Source organism: Lysinibacillus sp. FSL R7-0073, assembly GCF_038009065.1.
Taxonomy (GTDB): domain Bacteria; phylum Bacillota; class Bacilli; order Bacillales_A; family Planococcaceae; genus Lysinibacillus; species Lysinibacillus fusiformis.
In genome coordinates, this window is record NZ_JBBPAS010000001.1 from 383,834 (window position 1) to 402,204 (window position 18,371).

Consider the following 18,371-nt stretch of genomic DNA (forward strand, 5'->3'; position numbering starts at 1 on the left):
CAGAGGATTGCCACCATCTTTTTTCATTATAAGCCTAAGTTCTTGGCGATGATTACTTTCATGACTTCATTCGTGCCTGCATAGATGGACATAACAGGAATGTCTCTGTACCTTCGTGCAATCTTATATTCCTCCATATAGCCATAGCCACCATGAAGTTGCATGCATTGCGTGGCTATCTCACGGGCACTTTCAGTTATCCAGTATTTTGCCATGGATACTTTCGTTACCACATCTTTTCCTGCAAGATGTTCTTCAATCAACGATTCCAAAAATGATTTACCAAGCTCCATTTTAGTAGCCATTTCAGCTATTTTAAATTGTGTATTTTGAAAGTCTCCAATGGACTTGCCAAACGCTTGGCGTGATTTTACATAGTCTAGTGTTAAGGCAAGCATATCCTCAGTTGCTGTTTGTGCAGCAATTGCCACAGCTAAGCGCTCTTGTTGAAGTTTTTCCATCATATAAACAAAGCCCTTACCTTCTTCACCAAGTAGGTTTTGTGTTGGCACACGGCAATCTTCAAAAAATAGCTCAGCTGTATCTTGAGCATGCATACCGACCTTTTCCAGCTTCCGCCCTTTTGTAAAGCCTGGTGTACCTTCTTCAATGACAAGTAGACTAATACCTTGGTGTTTTTTTTCAGCGGACGGATTTGTTTTCACGGCGACAACCGCTAAGTTGGTATGAATTCCGTTTGTAATAAAGGTCTTTTGGCCATTTACAATATAATGGTCTCCATCACGAATAGCTGTTGTTTGAATATTTGCTAAGTCTGAACCTGTACCTGGCTCAGTCATGGCGATCGCTGTAATATAGTCGCCTGAAATACATTTTGGCAGCCACCGTGATTTTTGTTCATGTGTACCGAAGGATTCAATATAAGGTACGACAATATCATTATGCAGACCGATCCCAATAAGACTTGAACCTATACGCTCAAGCTCTTCTTGAATAATAACACCGAAACTAAAATCAAGACCTAGTCCACCATATTGCTCTTCTACTTGAGGGCAAAGATAGCCCATATCACCAAGTCTTCGCCAAAATGTAAGCGGGATAAGATGATCTTTTTCCCATTGCGCATAATGTGGCTCGGCTTCTTCTGCTAAAAACTTACGAAAAGTTTTACGAAATAACTCATGCTCTGTTGTTTCAAATTTATAACGTGTCATTTGAATTAGCACCCCTTTTTGCTCGTAAATACGTAAATTTTCTCTATCATCTATTATGTTACTGGAATATTTGTGAAAATAATAGTAGCTTTTTATACTAAAATGACGAAATTGTCATTTATGTCCAGTGAAATGTCATGTAAAACAAAAGAATGATACGAAATAATAAGCTATGCTTACAATGTAGTGGTTAAAGCAGTTAGTCCTTATTTTCTTTAGAAGATTATTCAAGTACTTCATCCAATATGACTGTTACATATAAATGATATAATCAACTAAATATATAGGAAAGTAGAGGACGAAGTTATGCCAAAAGTAATCGGTGGTATACTTTTAATTAGTATTTATAGTGCGTTGACTTTCTATTTGGGGTGGGGAGTAAAGCAGTGGCTAGGGGCTATGGGATGGTTCCGTTACCCACTCTTATATTGGTTAGTATTGTACCTTGTCGCTTTCAGTATTGTTATAGGCAGATTACATGAGTCCTTACGATTCTTTTCAGTTATTGGTGATTACTGGATGTTTGTTTTTGAATACGGTTTATTGCTATGCTTAGCTGCACAATTGATTATTTGGCTAACACCCTTTAAAAATGTACAAATAATTGGTAGTATAGCAGTTGCTGTATTATTTATGCTAAGTATTATCGGCTCTTATTTAGCCTATTCTCCAGTCATTCGTCATTTAGAACTAACTGTTGATAAGAAGGATAGTGAACTGAAGTCATTGAGAGTTGTTATGGCATCTGATTTTCATTTAGGTGTTTTATCGCATAAAAGGCATTTACAACGTTTTGTTAACTTATCGAATGAAGCGCAGCCGGATATTGTGTTGCTAGCCGGAGATATTGTCGATGATGATCCAAAATGGTTTGTTCAAGGGGAAATGGCAGATGTCATGAAACAATTAACATCTACATATGGAACTTATGGTATATTGGGTAATCACGAATATTATGGTAAAAAGATTCCTGAGTTTATAAAAGAAATGAAAAATGCCAATGTAAATATACTACTTGATGAAACAATTGGTATAGATGATGCGTTTATATTAACAGGGCAAGAGGACAGGACGAATAATGATAGAAAGTCACTAGAAGAGTTAAAGTCTTCCGAAAGCTTACCATGGCTCGTAATGAATCATACGCCTGACGATTTGTTAACCCCTTCAAAACTAGGGGTGGATTTACATATGTCAGGTCATACGCATAAAGGTCAACTGTGGCCAAATCAGTATATTACCGCTCGAGTGTTTGAACTGGATTATGGTTATAAGTTGAAAGACCAAATGCATACACTTGTTTCATCAGGCTATGGCTTCTGGGGTCCGCCTATGAGGATCGGTAGTAGGTCAGAGCTTTGGATAGTGGATTTGAAATTTCGTTAATGGCTAGAGCTGTGGGTGACTTATAGGTGAAATAGCAGTAGTATATGAAAATGGAGTAATTTATAATAAGTGAGTATTTGATTAATAAAGGTAAGGTGACAAGGTGGAAATTATAGAGTTATTAAAAGCACTGATTTTAGGCTTTGTTGAAGGTATGACAGAATTTGCCCCGGTATCTTCAACTGGCCATATGATTATTGTTGACGATATGTGGTTAAAAACAGAGGAGTTTTTAGGTAAATATCCTGCCAACACATTTAAAATTGTTGTACAATTGGGCTCCATTTTAGCTGTTATCGTGGTGATGTGGAAGCGAATGTTAAGCCTAGTTGGCTTATACAAAATTGACGGTCAGTCTCAGTCCATGAATAGACGTTTTAACTTATTGCATGTTATTGTCGGTATGCTACCAGCAGTTGTCTTAGGGTTTGCATTTAAGGATTTTATTGACGATCATCTGTTTAAAGTAGAGCATGTTGTTTATGCACTAGTAGCAGGGGCAATCCTAATGATTGCAGCGGATAAATTAGCACCAAGAAAACCAAAAGTAGATTCTTTAGATAAGATTTCATATGGTTTAGCCTTTAAAGTTGGGCTAGTTCAATGTTTATCTTTATGGCCAGGATTTTCACGATCAGGTGCGACCATTTCTGGTGGGGTATTATTTGGTATGAGTCACCGTGTTGCAGCCGATTTTACATTCATCATGGCGGTACCTATCATGGCAGGAGCTAGTTTAGTATCTGTTTTGAAAAACTGGGATACATTATCGATGGATTATTTCGGATTCTACGCTGTCGGATTTATTAGTTCATTTATCTTTGCATTACTATCAATCAAGTTTTTCTTAGCACTTATTTCAAAAGTGAAATTAATGCCTTTCGCAATTTATCGTTTAGTTTTAGCAGCAGTTCTTTGCGTAATTATTTTCATGTAAACAAAAAGTCACTCTTCTTTCACAAGAAGCGGTGGCTTTTTTGTCTTAAATTTATTGGTTTTTCAATCCATCTTTCAATTAAAATGAATATAAATAGGTATATAGTATTGTTTTTTTAGGGTAAGTGTAATATTGTATTTAATAAATACAGACAAAATTTACCCATATATTGTTCATTTGGTAGGTTTGAGATTATAATTGATACATAAAGTATCTACTTATTTGTTGTTTTTTAATAGCATTTAGGATAATAGACTTAGTTCGGTATATGATTATAATATGAGGTGGATAAAATGTTTCAAATTGTAAGTAGATCTAAGATAAATACAATTGAAATAAGTAATGAAGCTAATATAGGCATTTTTATTAAAGATCCTGATCGTTTATTGCAATTGAATCTTGTGGAATTAAGCGTATATGATCTTCAATTAATTAATAGTTTAAAGCCATATGTGGAAAGAAACGTTGTGGGAGTTGTAGCGGCATTTTATCATGCAATTGAAAGTGTGCCAGCATTACGTGAAGTTATTCAAAGGCATAGTTCCAGTGAGCGCCTACGTCAAACATTACGCCATCATATTATTGAAATGTTCGAGGGGAGAATAGATGAAGCTTTCCTTGAAAAGCGTAGACGCGTGGCAAAAATGCATGTGAAGATCAACTTATATCCGAAATGGTATTTAGCAGCCTTTCAAATTCTAGAAAAATCTTTACGTAAGATAATTTTTGAACTTCGTTTATCTAAAGGGGAGGAAGAAAAATTTTGCGATGCAATCAGTAAAATATGTAATTTTGAACAACAAATTGTTTTAGAGGAATACGATAACTATGCAAATACATTGATTGAGGAACAACGCAATAACGTTCGAGAGCATGTAAAGGATGTAATAGGTGGGATTTCTACTGACATAGAGGCTCAATCACAAAATACATCGGATACAGTAACAGAGCTCGTTAATAGTGCCCAAAAGGTGAACGATTCATTGAAGGATAGCATTCATGAGGCAGAATCGATGCAAAAGGTTTCAAGTGAAGGCTATGCCAAGATTGTTTCTATTAATGAACAAACAGGGAAAATTCATCATAAGACATTTGAAATGGCTAATATGGTGGAGCAGCTGGACGAATCCTCTTCAAAAATCAATGCTGTGGTTGAAATGGTTAAAAGTATTTCGGGTCAAACAAACTTATTGGCATTAAACTCGGCAATTGAGGCGGCGCGTGCTGGGGAGCATGGCAAAGGTTTTGCGGTTGTTGCCAATGAAGTACGTAAGCTAGCGGATCAGACGAAAAGCTCAGTTGAGCAGATCGCTGATTTAATTCAGATGTCGAATGGTATTACAACACAAGTAGTTCAAGCTATACAGGATATACAAGAGCTCGTAAATAATAGTATTGAACGGAATGCCGAGTCCTTAAAGGCATTTGATGCAATATCTACCTCCGTGGAGGATTCCATTTCAAATTTCCAAAACGTAGGAAAGCAAATATCAGATTTAGCAAATATTATTGAGACAATTGGTGAATCCTCTGAGGAATTAGAGAGAGTTGCCAATCGTTTAAATACGACCATTAGAGAATTTTAAATGAGATGTAACTATGCATACAGCTTATGCATAGTTTTTTTATGCTTGTAAAGTGGATAAAATGATTGATTTCACGGATAAACAAAGTTTTTAGGCGGATGAAAAGGGAAATTACCGATTAATATAGAAGGTTGCAAACTAGAAACCTCTAGAAAATGCTTCCCTTAAGTGTTACGCTATAGGCGAATTAGGGAAATGAGTAGAGAGGTGTTTGGAACATGAAAAAGAAATTATTTATTACACGTAAGTTTCCTGCACATATTGTTGAGCCATTAAAAGAGTTTTATGAAGTTTCTCAGTGGGAAGAGGAGGAGATTGTCATCCCCCGCGATAAACTACTTGCATCTGTTGCTGATTGCGAAGTGTTATGGGTAACAATTGCAGATCAAGTGGATGAGGAATTACTTTCGCAAGCACCAAACCTAAAACTAGTAACAAATTTAGCAGTTGGTTTTAACAATATTGATGTGAAGGCTTTACGAAAAAGAGGTATTATGGCGACAAATACGCCTGGTGTCTTAACGAATACAACGGCTGATTTAGTATTTGGCTTACTGCTTGCAACTGCTCGTAGAATTCCAGAAAGTGAGAGATATTTACGAGAGGGGAAATGGAAAAGCTGGTACCCGATGCAGCTGGTTGGTAAAGACGTATCAGGGGCGACGATTGGAATAATAGGGATGGGCCGAATTGGTCAGGCTGTTGCTAGACGAGCAAAAGGTTTTGAAATGAAAATTTTATATAATAATCGAAGACGTCGACATGAGGCGGAAGAAATGTATGGCTTTCGGTATGTGTCATTAGAAGACCTCTTACAACAATCTGATTTTGTTGTAATTATGACACCTTACAATAGTGATACTGAGGGTCTCATTGGCGTACATGAATTAGCGTTAATGAAAGAGGATGCTGTCTTAATAAATGCTTCACGTGGTGGAATTATTGATGAGGCAGCTCTATACGATGTCTTGAAAAGTGGCAAGTTATGGGCAGCAGGGCTAGATGTCTTTGAACAGGAGCCTGTTGCTATGAATCATCCATTGTTGACACTCCCGAATGTAGTGGCACTGCCGCATATCGGTAGTGCGTCCTTAGAAACAAGAACAGCTATGCTCATGTTAAATGTGAAAGCATTGGCTGCTTATGGACAGGGCAAGGCTATTTCAAATCGAATTGATTAAAAAATGGAGCATATTGTAGATTTAAAATAAAGTTGTACCGTTTATAAAAAAGATGTATCGTTTAAAATAAAGTTCTACTGTTTTTAAAAAAGTTGCACCATTTTGTCCCTTTTTGATGTAAGAATTCTAAGTGAGTTTTAATCAAACTTTTTTATAAAAAATAACTCCTTCACAAAATTAAATCCATCCATTGTGATTAATCTTTTTTCAAAATGGATGGGTTTCTTCTATTGTAAAATCAGCATTTGTAGCACGGTTTTAATTAAACTTTATTTTAAACCAACACAAAATGGATTCTTCTTATTTACCGTAAAATACGGGTTTGTAAGGTGTTTTTAATTAAACTTTATTTCAAAGTAACAAAAAGCTTTTATAATTGCCAACAAAAAAACCGATCTATCCACCGAAAAGCTCGGAATAGTTCGGTTTTTCTATTTATTGTGTTTTGGTAATTTAGAGATTATTCGGCTTTATGAAGGAACTAATTAGTTATGTCCCAGCCTCACTTCTTTTTCTTACATTCAAATTTATATCCACCTGCTTTAGTTGCAGCTCCACCATCAGTGGTTCCTTTAGCACCTGCTTTGTCCTTTGAATCAATTTCTGGATAACCACCGTTAGCGTAACACTTATCAATTAGGGTCATTTTTTCTTTATGAGAAAAGTAAAGGGCAGAAAAGATAATACCACCAGCAACAATAATTGCACCAACTACTATTGGAACAAACCAAACGATGTTTGCGTTTATCACCGTTTTCTTTAGAGTAGTTTTCAACATTCTGAATGTTTAAATTCCAACTATCCTTGTTTTCATTGTTAGTACAAGCATTTAAGAAAAATAAACTAATAAAACACATGAGAAATAATCTTGATTTTATAGAAATTCCTTCCTTTAATACAATATTTTGGATAAAATCTAATTAATTATAGCTTAAAGGGGGAGATTTATGTGAAGAATGTTAATGGGGATTATAATTATATTCAAATTGCCATAATAATTGTTTTTACTTTGTTATTGGTATTTGCAATATTAATTGCTGTAAAAAGTTATTTTAATAACAAAGAAATAGGCTTGCTTTCTTCAGGATGTTTAAAAAAAGGTGGAGAGTACGAATTAGTAATTACTAATAAGTTAACTCAGAGTTATGAGTTTTCTTGTAATGAGAAAGAGGAACAGTAAAGATTCTAAGAGTAGCGTTAACCATTCTTTTTCATTTTTTGTCGGAGTTGTGTGAGGGGGAAATACAGGGGAAGTGACAACTATAAATGGCAAATAATTTATTGGTGAAGCAGACCATAAGAACCTTGCTAAAGGGTGAGAGCAAGATTTGTTAAATTATTGATGTTGCATTAATTTACGTGAATGATGTGCCTGTGATGTACTATGAGAAATCTCCATGTCCTAACAGTCCGTAGAAAAAGGGCAAAATCTACTCAATTAAAGATTAGCCCTTTGTTTTATTTAAATTTTTAGCGATCAAATAATAAAATAGGTCATCTTTTTTTATGCCTTGTTTAATTGAATAGTCGCATCCTGAAATAGTCAAACTTTTTTATAAAAACTAAACTAGTTAAATAAAGAACCAACTGATTTGATCAAAATTTGTTTCAAAACAGTTGGTTTTTTTCTGTATAAAATCAGCGTTTGCAACTTACTTTTAATCGAACTTTATTAAAAAGCTACACATATCACTGATAGATATGCTCCTTCTTTTTATCTATTGAATAAATCGAATAAACCACCAATACCGCCTTCACCTTTTGACTGGCCACCACCGCCTTGTGAAATGGGTGCTGCTGCAAAGACACGACTTGCTAAACGGCTGAATGGTAATGATTGTACCCAAACAGTTCCTGGTCCACGTAATGTAGCGAAGAAAATCCCTTCACCGCCAAACAATGCAGTTTTTACGCCTCCAACAAGTTCAATATCGTAATCTACATTTGAAGTCATCGCAACTAAACATCCTGTATCTACACGTAAAACTTCCCCAGGCTGTAATGTTTTTTCATGAATGGCTCCTCCTGCATGTACAAATGCCATACCATCGCCTTCAAGCTTTTGCATAATGAAGCCTTCACCACCGAAGAAGCCTACACCGATTTTTTTCTGGAATTCTACGCCCACAGAAACACCTTTAGCTGCAGCTAAGAACGCATCTTTTTGACAAATAATTTTCCCGTTTAATTGACTTAAATCCATCGGAATAATCTTACCTGGGTACGGGGAAGCGAAATAAACATGCTTCTTACCTGAGCCAACATTTGTGAATGTCGTCATGAATAAGCTTTCACCTGTTACTAAACGTTTACCAGCACCTAATAATTTGCCCATTAGACCACTTTGTGAGCCGCCTTTTGAACCATCGCCAAAAATAGTTTCCATATGGATGGAGTCATCCATCATCATTAAAGCGCCTGCTTCCGCCACAACTGTTTCTTGTGGATCAAGCTCAACTTGCACATATTGCATGTCGTCACCAAATAACTTGTAGTCAATTTCATGATTATTCATAAAGGGATTCCTCCAAAAGTAAATTTATTGATATTCTATACGATTATAAAACACTTTGGTTTCAATAAGAAATTAAATAATTTAGAAAAAAAGGGAATTAAATAGAAAATGGCGAATATAAAAAACTAGAATGTGTATTATTTATTTTCATATAACTAAGGGTGTTATGAATATACATAACCTTAAGCGATTCCTCCTTTTGGAATATTCTCTAATAGAGGGGAAGCAGTTAAGTGAAAATAAAGCCTCTGGCAATTGTCACTGATAATCATAGTATGACAGGGTATATCACATCTTGAAAATTCGGAATATTGAAGTATTTTATTCTATTAAGATTCATAGATTTTGTACCTGAGGAATACAACTGGTAACAAAAGCTGAGGCATCATAGAGTATTTCAGGGGGTGTATGGAGTGGAGATTAAAAACTATATTGGTGGTAAATGGAGCACACATTCACATTTACAAAGTATAGCAGTGACGAACCCTGCAAATGGTGAGCAACTTGCTACCATACCATTATCTACTTCTAATGAGGTAGATGAGGCTGTAGTAGCAGCCAAACAAGCACAAAAGAGCTGGGCACTTGTGCCTGCGCCAAAGCGTGCAGAATTTTTATATGCCATCGGTCAAAAAATGAAAGAAAAAAAGGAATATTTGGCGACCGTTTTAACAAAAGAGATGGGTAAGGTAATTGAAGAAGCAAGAGGAGAAGTACAAGAAGGAATTGACATGGCCTATTATATGGCAGGAGAGGGTCGTAGGTTGTTTGGCGAAACTACTCCGTCTGAATTGGCCAATAAGTTTGCAATGAGTGTAAGGGCACCAATTGGAGTCGTAGCACTTATTACGCCGTGGAACTTCCCTGTTGCAATCGCCACATGGAAATCATTCCCGGCAATTGTGGCGGGTAATACATTCATTTGGAAACCATCAAATGAGACACCTATGATGGCTTATGAAATGGGTAAAATTTTTGAAGAAGTAGGTTTACCTGATGGAGTAGCAAATATTGTGTTTGGTACAGGACCGACAGTAGGGACTGCGCTCATTGAACACCCTGATGTTAAGGTCATTTCCTTTACTGGGTCGACGACAACAGGCAGTAAAGTAGCGGAGCTTGGCGGTAAGCATTTGAAAAAGATTTCCTTGGAGATGGGTGGAAAAAATGCTGTCATTGTTATGGATGACGCAGATCTTCAACTGGCTACAGAGGGTATACTTTGGAGTGCCTTTGGTACCGCTGGTCAAAGATGTACAGCATGTAGCCGAGTAATTGTGCATAAAGATGTTAAAGAGCAATTAGAAAATCGTCTCCTAGATGAAATGCAAAAACTCACAATTGGGAATGGTCTAGACGAAGGAGTTAAAATTGGGCCGGTGATTAATAAAGCTGCATTGGAAAAAATTAATCACTATGTACAAATAGGCAAGCAGGAAGGTGCCGCGTTACTAGCTGGGGGTAGAATTTTAAATGAGCCACCATATGACAATGGGTTTTATTACGAGCCTACATTGTTTACGAACGTGAAGCCGGACATGATTATTGCCCAAGAAGAGATTTTTGGTCCTGTCGTTTCTCTAATTGAGGTAGCAAGCTTAGAGGAAGCAATTGAAGTAAATAATGGCGTGAAATTTGGCTTATCAAGCTCAATTTTCTCACAAAATGTTAATACTATTTTCCGCGCACAGCGTGAATTAGACACGGGTATTGTTTATATAAATGCCGGCACAACAGGTGCTGAAATCCATTTACCATTTGGCGGTACAAAAGGAACTGGCAATGGACATCGAGATTCAGGTGTTGCAGCCCTAGATGTATATACGGAGTGGAAGAGCATTTACGTAGACTACAGTGGTAAATTACAAAGAGCACAAATCGATACAGAGTAACAGATCAACGAAAGGGGATGTTCTTGATGAAAGTTGTTGTATTAGGTGCAGGTTTAATGGGTAAAGAGGTAGCTCGTGATTTAATAAAAAATGATAAAGTCGATCGTGTATTTTTAGGTGATATCGATGTAAAAGTGGCACAGGACTTTGTGGATACTTTAAATACAGATAGGGTTGAAGTTGTAGAGCTTCATGCAGAGCACGATGATTCGTTAATGAAGGTCATCTCAAAAGGTGATGTTGTCATCAATGCATTATTTTATTCCTTCAACGAGCGAGTTGCGAGAGCGGCCATTGAAGCGGGTGTACATTCTGTAGATTTAGGTGGCCATATAGGTGGTGTTACCGAAAATATATTAGATCTTCATGAGGAAGCAAAAGCAAAAGGGGTCACAATTATCCCTGACTTAGGTGTTGCTCCAGGTATGATCAATATTCTAGCGGGCTATGGTGCCTCAAAATTAGATGATGTTGAGTCTATTAAACTATTTGTGGGCGGCATTCCAACTGAACCAAAGCCTCCGCTTTATTATACACGTGTATTTTCATTAGATGGTGTTTTTGATCATTATACTGAGCCTTCAAAAACGATTCAAAAGGGCAAATTACAAGAAGTCCCTTCCCTTTCAGGTGTTGAGCCTATTTATTTTGATGATTTCGGTGTGCTTGAGGCATTTTATACATCTGGAGGCATTTCCACATTGTATAAAACATTCCCAAATGTCCGCACATTAGAGTATAAAACTATTCGTTATAAGGGACATGCAGAGAAGTTTAAGCTATTAGCAGATTTAGGCTTCCTTGATTCAGCGAATAAGGTAGAGGTTGATAATCAAGAGGTGCCTGTTCGTTCTGTAGTCCGTGAGGCGCTTAAAAAGAAACTGGAGTTGGGAACAAAACCAGATGCGGTTCTATTACGTGTCATTGTTGCTGGTGAAAAAGCACAACAACAAGTGACATATGAATATGAAATGGTTGTGCGTAAGGATATGACTATCAATGAAACAGCGATGGCTCGTGCTACAGCTAATACTATTTCGGTTGTAGCTCAGATGATAGGTGCGGGTGTTATTAAAGAGCACGGTGTTTTCCCGCCTGAATCAGTAGTCCCTGGCGATACGTATATTGAAGAAATGGCCAAACGTGGTGTAGTAATAAAAGAGACGTCTCATAAGTCTGCTATGATTGTGAAATGGTAGGTGCTGACCATGAATTTTGACATGTCCACTGAGCATGAAATGCTACGAAAAACGGTAAGGCAATTTGTTGATGAAGAAATTATTCCCTATATTGCAAAGTGGGATGCCGAAGGGGGCTTTGATGCTAAAATTTGGTCGAGGCTCGCGGAGCTTGGGCTAATGGGCGTTTGTGTGCCAGAGCAGTATGGTGGGAGTGGAATGGATTATAATTCCCTTGCTATTGTGTGCGAGGAGCTGGAGCGTGGAGATACAGCATTCCGAACAGCGGTATCCGTTCACGTTGGTCTGAATAGTATGACATTAATGCAATGGGGCACGGAAGACCAAAAGCAGCGCCATCTTATTCCACAGGCAAAAGGAGTACGAATCGGTGCATTTGGTCTTACTGAGCCGGGTGCTGGCTCTGATGTAGCAGCTATGTCTACTACAGCTGTCCGTGATGGGGATCATTATGTCATCAATGGACAGAAAACATGGATTTCCTTATGTGATATAGCTGATCACTTTATCGTTTTTGCCTATACAGATAAGTCCAAGAGACATCATGGTATTAGTGCATTTATTGTTGAACGTTCAATGGCAGGTTTTACATCAAAGGCTATTAAAGGGAAATACGGGATTCGTGCAGGCAATACAGGTGAGCTCTTCTTTGAAGATTTACGTGTACCAGTAGAAAACCGTCTCGGTGCAGAGGGAGAAGGATTTAAAATCGCCATGTCTGCCCTAGATAATGGACGTTTCACTGTAGCTGCGGGGGCTGTTGGTTTGATCCAAGCGTGTCTAGAGGCAAGCGTGAAATATTGTCATGAACGTGAAACCTTTGGTAAGCCTATAGGAGAGCATCAGCTTGTCGGACAAATGATTGCTAATATGGAGGCTGGTTACCAGATGAGCCGTCTATTGGTCTATCGTGTAGGTGAATTGAAAAATAAAGGTATTCGTAATACTAGAGAAACATCTTTAGCGAAATGGCAGGCGTGCGATTTTGCCAATAAGGCTGCTGATGATGCGGTACAAATTCATGGTGCATATGGCTATTCAGATGAATATCCAGTTGCGCGCTATCTGCGGAATTCGAAAGCACCTGTTATTTATGAAGGGACGCGAGAAATTCATACCATTATGCAGGCAGATTATGTATTAGGCAGACGCCAAGATAAGCCATTAGCTAATAAGCTACCGAAATGGCCGTTTGAAGAATAAACGAGGGGGAAATTATTCCCTTTCGTTTTTTTGTGTAGGGGTAACCACTCCTTAAAAAATTTCAGAATAATGTAACTTTCCGTCTTTTTCTTAGTCTAATGGATAAACAAGTATATGAAGGAGAGGTAAAATAATGAAAAGTAAATGGCTGGCATTCATGTTGATAGCTGTTATAGCGATCGTACCTGGTATTTTCACATGGGCAATGAATACAGAGGTCACTGCCAAGGCTGCTAGTGTGGGTATGGCTACCCAAAGTTGGCAGGCATCATTCTCTGTAAGCTTAAAGAAAAGTAAAATTACTGAAGACAATGTGTATGTAACGACAAAAAAAGGAGAAAAAGTACCTGCAACGATTGCATTGTTAGAAGATCAAAAAACACTAGTTGTAAAGGAACTTGTACCAGGCAGTTATCAATTACATGTAAAAAAAGAAGCCTTTGCACAGGGAGGACTTAATGTAGCTTCGCAAGTTATTCCATTTACAATTATTGAAACGTTAACAGCCGTTCAATCAGAAAAAGAATTAGAACAATATTTTAAGAATTTGTTAAAGGCTCCAAGAGGTGGAATTGGAGAAGAAGAGATGTCTCTAAGTGCGAAAAGTGAAGATAAAGCAACAGCTAATAACGAGTCTACAACTAATAATCAAGTGGAAGGTGTAGAAGAAGGCGATATTGTTGTTGTCAAAGACGGCTTTATTTTTACTGCAAAAGATCAAAGCATTACAGTTTTAAATGCTAAAGACCCTCAGCATTTAAAACTGGCTGCAAATATTAAGCTGAAAGAGTCGCAATATATTTCAAAGCTTGCGCTATATGATAATTTATTAATAGCGATTGGGGATCAATATATTGAAAAAGCAGGCACGGGAATGGTCACAGCTTCATTTTATGACATTTCTAATCCAAATAATCCAAAACATATACGCGATGTGGGGCAAGAAGGATATCTAAAGGATATTCGGATTGCAAAAGACACACTCTATTTAATTGGTAATATGTATCCGAACTATTGGGTATTACAACAAGAGCAAAAAGCAGATTTAAAACCAAAAACATATGATAGTTTGACAGGAGAAAAGTTCAAAAGCCTACCTTTAGAAAAAATTTCGATTTTGCCTAATACAATGGATGGTACCTATAGTTTAATTACAGCTATCGATTTAAAAAATGGTGCCAAAACAACGGCTAATACAAAAGGATACTTGGGCGGCAGTAGTGGACTTTATATGTCAGAGAATGCACTATATTTAACAACGCCAATTTATGAAGGTACTAACGCTATACCATTAGAGAAACGCGCTATGGATATGATATGGATGCCGAGAGCAGCTGACACGCAAATTTTCAAATGGAATATAGATGGAACAACATTGAATTTCACTGGTAGTACTGAAGTAAAGGGGACTGTATTAAATCAATATTCTATGGATGAATATAAGGGCAACTTACGAATCTTTACAACAGAAGGTAATACGTGGGATGAGAAGAGTACCTCCTATAACCATCTCTTTATTTTAGATGAACATTTAAAAGCACTAGGTACAGTGAAAGATATGGCACCTGGGGAAAAGATTTATTCTGCTCGTTTTATGGGAGATAAGGCATATGTGGTGACATTTAAGGAAGTCGATCCACTGTTTGTCATTGATGTAGCAAATCCGAAAAAACCAGCAATCCTTGGGGAGTTAAAAATTCCGGGCTTTAGTAATTACTTGCATCCATTAGATGACACACATTTAATTGGAATTGGCTATGATACAGAACAACGCTATGATTCGTATACGAAGCGTAATTTTACAGTAACGACTAATATGAAAATGTCATTATTTGATGTATCAGACTTCAAAAATCCAAAAGAACAATCCACCGTGAAAATTGGCGGAAAGGGTTCCTATTCTGAAGTTCAATACAATCCAAAAGCGCTATTCCGAAATAAGGAATACAATTACTTTGGTTTCCCAGTTGTCCAATACGAAGCGGGTAAAGGAGACAATATTGTTTATAAAGGTCAGGGTGCTCAAATTTATGAAATTACTGCAGATAAAGGAATTGCTCTAAAAGGGAATATTATGAATGCTACGAACGGTGAGCCATATGAAAATTGGGAGCAGGTCGTACAAAGGGTTGTTTATATAGAGGACGCTCTTTATACAGTAGCGCGTAATGAAGTGAAGAGCTATCAGTTAAAAGACTTTAAACCTCTAGATACATTAATCATTAAATGACAAAAAAAGTCCGATGAATTCAATTAGAATTCATTGGACTTTTCTTTATGGTAGATCTTACTTTTGACGGTAGGGCAAAATCTCAGAAACTGTTACAAATTCATAGCCTTGACCTTGTAAATAAGCAAGAACAGCATCGAGCCCATCTGCAGTAGATTGATGGATATCATGCATTAGTACTATTGCATTATTGTGTAGATTATTTTTTACATTTGGCAATAATTGCTGTGCATTGCGATGCTTCCAATCTAATGTATCAATTGTCCAAAGCACGACTGGAACAGGAATCTCAGCGTCAATCGTGTCATTAGTTGCTCCATAAGGTGGTCTGAAAACAGTGGCACCGTGATTAATAGCCTTCTCTATTTCAGAGGCTGTTGTATTATACTCTTTCATTACTTGTTCTTGCGTAAGTTTCGTTAAAACCGGGTGATTCCATGAGTGATTTCCGATTTCATGCCCACGTGCAAGTACATCTCTTGCAATATCAGGATAATATTGTACACGACTACCAAGCATAAAGAAGGTTGCTTTTGCGTGATATTTATCGAGAATGTTTAATATCTGCTCCGTCACTTTTGGGTGTGGACCATCATCAAAAGTCAGCGCAATTCGTTTTTTATTTGGATCACCAGTAGGTGGTGGTGTAATTGGTTTTACATTTTCCATAGCAATTTGAAAATCAGAGGCTAACAATGGGTTAATGAGCGAAAGTGGCAGTTTCACTATTGGGGCACCTGCTGACCCGCTAGCAATCTCATATTCATCGAAATAGAATTGTAACGAATCGTCTGCAATTGCAAAGCGAGTGAAGTTGGACCATTTTGGTTCAGTAGCTTTTAATAATTCATCCTTTAAAAGCTCATCCTTTATTTGGAGATTCTTCTGCAAATCTTTTCGCACATTTGCGGCTAACGTCGATAAATTATTCTCGTCATTTTGTAATAATGTTTGAATAGTTATTTGCTCGCCAGTTTCGTTATTAATAAAGAATGTTTTCGTTGTGACCTCATGGTTAGCTCCACCTACGTAAAGCATCTTTGTTAGCACAAATGAATAGTAATGCTCTCGGTACGGAAATGTTTCAAGACTAATATTTAATTCACCCATAACTTCTTTATCTTTTTTCATAGAGGCTAGATAGTTTTCTTTTGAATCCGTTATGTATTGTAATACGGTATCATTAAAAACTTCGTTATCTGTTTGTGGGTAATGAATGGCAAAAGGTGTACGTTTATCATTAGAAACATCTGTTACAATTCGTATCCCTGGAAACGCAGAACTTTCCGTTGATATATTACTATTAACCGATTCTGTATCGGTTTCTTTTGAAGCACTAATTTTTTGAAACTTAAATTCATCCTTTGATAGGATAATAACGAGTATAATAGTTGTTAAAGCTACAATGAGGCCAAGTAATAAAAAATCTATTATTGGGCCGCGTTTTTTTCTGCGTTCCTGCATGGTGTTGGATACGCTCCCCTCATTTTTATTTTCTATACAATCAGACGTGTCAATCATGAAAAAAGTTATACAAATCTATAAACTTTTATTGTTAATTTATAGAAATTAATGCTAGCCATTTTTCCTTCTTGAAGTAGTATATCGAACGTGGTTATACTACTGTATTAGTGGATAAAAAATCCTTACTAAAAATAGAACAACCAAAGATCAATTATGTAAAATTAAATTGAAAAAAACCCAATCTTTTGCTGAAATTTTCAGTTGTGTTTTTAATGGCAGTTCGATACTATTGGCAAGGAACATTTTGAAGGAGGCAGATAGCTGCAATGGTCTTACAAGAAGCGGATAATGAACTTACGATTGACTGTTTGTTGCTTGCAGGGCGTATTATGATTGAAAGTGGTGCAGAAACATACCGTGTGGAGGATACGATGCTGAGGATGGCACATTCTCAAAATATGCCGAATGCTCAATGTTATGCCACACCGACTGGAATCATTTTTTCGTTAGGCAAGACACAGCCAACGAGAATTTCATCAATTTCCAGCAGGGTTACAGATTTACAAAAAATAGCCTTGGTAAATTCAGTATCTCGGAGACTCACATCTCACATGATAACATTAGAAGAAGCTTATGACGAGCTAAAGTCGATACAAAAAACAAATTATTTTTTACCAACCTATTTACAAGTTATTGCGGCTGCTTTTGCAAGTGGTTGCTTCCTTATTATGTTTAAGGGTGGGTGGTCCGATTTTCCTATCGCTGTTTTAGCAGGGGGGTCAGGTTTCCTCATGCTTGTAATAACGAATCATTTAACAAAAGTTAAATTTTTCTCTGAATTTACAGCATCACTTGTTCTCGGCTTTGTTGCCTTCTTTGCAGTAAAGTATGGGTACGGGACAGAGCTAGATAAAATCATAATTAGTTCTGTTATGCCGCTCGTACCTGGAATTTTGATTACGAATGCAGTTCGTGATTTAATGGCAGGTCATTTTATGTCAGGGATGGCAAAAGGAGCAGAAGCCTTTTTAACTGCCTTTGCCATAGGGGCAGCTATTGCCGTCACCCTAGGATTTTAGGAGGCGACTAGCATGCACATAATGGACATTATCATACAATTAGTTGTTAGTTTTTTCGCTACAGCTGGAATTGCCATCATTTTTAATGTACCTAGAAAGACGCTACTTCATTGCGGGCTTGTTGGGGTAATTGGCTGGATTATTTATTATATTTTAACAGAGCAAGGAATGGATGTTGTTAAAGCCTCTTTCTTCGGTTCGTTTGTCATTGCCATCGTGGCTCATTTATATGCGCGGCGCTTTAAAATACCGATGATAATTTTTATTGTTGGTGGAATCATTCCGTTAGTGCCAGGAGGCATGGCCTATAATGCCATGAGAAATGTTGTAGAGGATGATTACTTACAAGGCTTACAATATGGTTTAAAGGCATTTCTAATAACAGGGGCTATTGTTATTGGACTGGTTTTTGCAGAAGTAATTATTCAACTCATTTTCCGTTCAGTCCGTTCAAGTAAAGTGAAATTCCAAAAGGTCTATAAAAAATGAAAATAAAAGGAGGGTGCGTGTATTCTATGATACGC

General features: G+C 37.1%; 15 protein-coding genes. 11 read left to right on the forward strand and 4 right to left on the reverse strand.

Annotation, left to right across the window (positions count from 1 at the left end):
* Positions 1-26: 26 nt before the first annotated feature.
* A complete protein-coding gene (locus tag MKY88_RS01870) occupies positions 27-1,175 on the reverse strand; it encodes an acyl-CoA dehydrogenase family protein (RefSeq protein ID WP_340812885.1) in 1,149 nt (382 codons plus the stop codon).
* Between the two features lie 306 nt (positions 1,176-1,481).
* On the opposite strand from MKY88_RS01870, the gene MKY88_RS01875 reads away from it, so the two are divergent.
* The 4 genes from MKY88_RS01875 (at position 1,482) to MKY88_RS01890 (ending at position 6,265) form a co-directional block, all read left to right on the forward strand.
* Positions 1,482-2,561: a metallophosphoesterase gene (locus MKY88_RS01875; RefSeq protein WP_340812886.1), complete on the forward strand. Its 1,080-nt coding sequence runs from the start codon at positions 1,482-1,484 to the stop codon at positions 2,559-2,561.
* Between the two features lie 103 nt (positions 2,562-2,664).
* Positions 2,665-3,498 carry an undecaprenyl-diphosphate phosphatase gene (locus tag MKY88_RS01880; RefSeq protein WP_193830802.1) on the forward strand — a complete coding sequence of 278 codons (834 nt, stop codon included), beginning with the start codon at positions 2,665-2,667 and terminating at the stop codon, positions 3,496-3,498.
* Between the two features lie 293 nt (positions 3,499-3,791).
* Positions 3,792-5,084, forward strand: coding sequence for a globin-coupled sensor protein (locus tag MKY88_RS01885; RefSeq protein ID WP_291756136.1), 1,293 nt, complete (start codon positions 3,792-3,794; stop codon positions 5,082-5,084).
* Positions 5,085-5,302: 218 nt separating this feature from the next.
* Positions 5,303-6,265: a 2-hydroxyacid dehydrogenase gene (locus MKY88_RS01890; RefSeq protein ID WP_291756138.1), complete on the forward strand. Its 963-nt coding sequence runs from the start codon at positions 5,303-5,305 to the stop codon at positions 6,263-6,265.
* Between the two features lie 502 nt (positions 6,266-6,767).
* Here the strand turns inward: MKY88_RS01890 and MKY88_RS01895 are convergent.
* The gene (locus MKY88_RS01895; protein WP_193830805.1) at positions 6,768-7,043 is read right to left on the reverse strand and encodes a hypothetical protein; all 276 of its coding nucleotides are present in this window, start codon (positions 7,041-7,043) and stop codon (positions 6,768-6,770) included.
* A 171-nt stretch (positions 7,044-7,214) separates the two neighbouring features.
* Between MKY88_RS01895 and MKY88_RS01900 the strand changes: the two genes are divergently transcribed.
* The gene (locus MKY88_RS01900) at positions 7,215-7,445 is read left to right on the forward strand and encodes a hypothetical protein (RefSeq protein ID WP_328205190.1); all 231 of its coding nucleotides are present in this window, start codon (positions 7,215-7,217) and stop codon (positions 7,443-7,445) included.
* Positions 7,446-7,979: 534 nt separating this feature from the next.
* On the opposite strand, the gene MKY88_RS01905 is transcribed toward MKY88_RS01900, so the two are convergent.
* Complete coding sequence (locus MKY88_RS01905) at positions 7,980-8,780, reverse strand: TIGR00266 family protein (protein WP_012292620.1); 801 nt, start codon at positions 8,778-8,780, stop codon at positions 7,980-7,982.
* A gap of 413 nt (positions 8,781-9,193) precedes the next feature.
* On the opposite strand from MKY88_RS01905, the gene MKY88_RS01910 reads away from it, so the two are divergent.
* The 4 genes from MKY88_RS01910 to MKY88_RS01925 all read left to right on the forward strand — a co-directional run bounded on the left by MKY88_RS01910 (position 9,194) and on the right by MKY88_RS01925 (position 15,304).
* Positions 9,194-10,672, forward strand: a complete 1,479-nt coding sequence (locus tag MKY88_RS01910; RefSeq protein WP_069479879.1) for an aldehyde dehydrogenase family protein — start codon at positions 9,194-9,196, stop codon at positions 10,670-10,672.
* 26 nt (positions 10,673-10,698) lie between these two features.
* Positions 10,699-11,871 (forward strand): saccharopine dehydrogenase family protein, encoded by a 1,173-nt coding sequence (locus MKY88_RS01915; protein WP_193830807.1) that lies wholly within the window; start codon positions 10,699-10,701, stop codon positions 11,869-11,871.
* A 9-nt stretch (positions 11,872-11,880) separates the two neighbouring features.
* Entirely contained in the window at positions 11,881-13,074 is a 1,194-nt protein-coding gene (locus MKY88_RS01920) for an acyl-CoA dehydrogenase family protein (RefSeq protein WP_328205185.1), read from the forward strand.
* 133 nt (positions 13,075-13,207) lie between these two features.
* Positions 13,208-15,304, forward strand: coding sequence for a beta-propeller domain-containing protein (locus tag MKY88_RS01925; protein ID WP_340812887.1), 2,097 nt, complete (start codon positions 13,208-13,210; stop codon positions 15,302-15,304).
* A gap of 57 nt (positions 15,305-15,361) precedes the next feature.
* Here MKY88_RS01925 and MKY88_RS01930 read toward each other — a convergent pair whose 3' ends face one another.
* Complete coding sequence (locus MKY88_RS01930; protein WP_328205180.1) at positions 15,362-16,768, reverse strand: polysaccharide deacetylase family protein; 1,407 nt, start codon at positions 16,766-16,768, stop codon at positions 15,362-15,364.
* Positions 16,769-17,094: 326 nt separating this feature from the next.
* Between MKY88_RS01930 and MKY88_RS01935 the strand changes: the two genes are divergently transcribed.
* Positions 17,095-17,847 carry a threonine/serine exporter family protein gene (locus MKY88_RS01935; RefSeq protein ID WP_090002438.1) on the forward strand — a complete coding sequence of 251 codons (753 nt, stop codon included), beginning with the start codon at positions 17,095-17,097 and terminating at the stop codon, positions 17,845-17,847.
* A gap of 12 nt (positions 17,848-17,859) precedes the next feature.
* Positions 17,860-18,336 carry a threonine/serine exporter family protein gene (locus MKY88_RS01940; protein ID WP_036122739.1) on the forward strand — a complete coding sequence of 159 codons (477 nt, stop codon included), beginning with the start codon at positions 17,860-17,862 and terminating at the stop codon, positions 18,334-18,336.
* Positions 18,337-18,371: the final 35 nt, after the last annotated feature.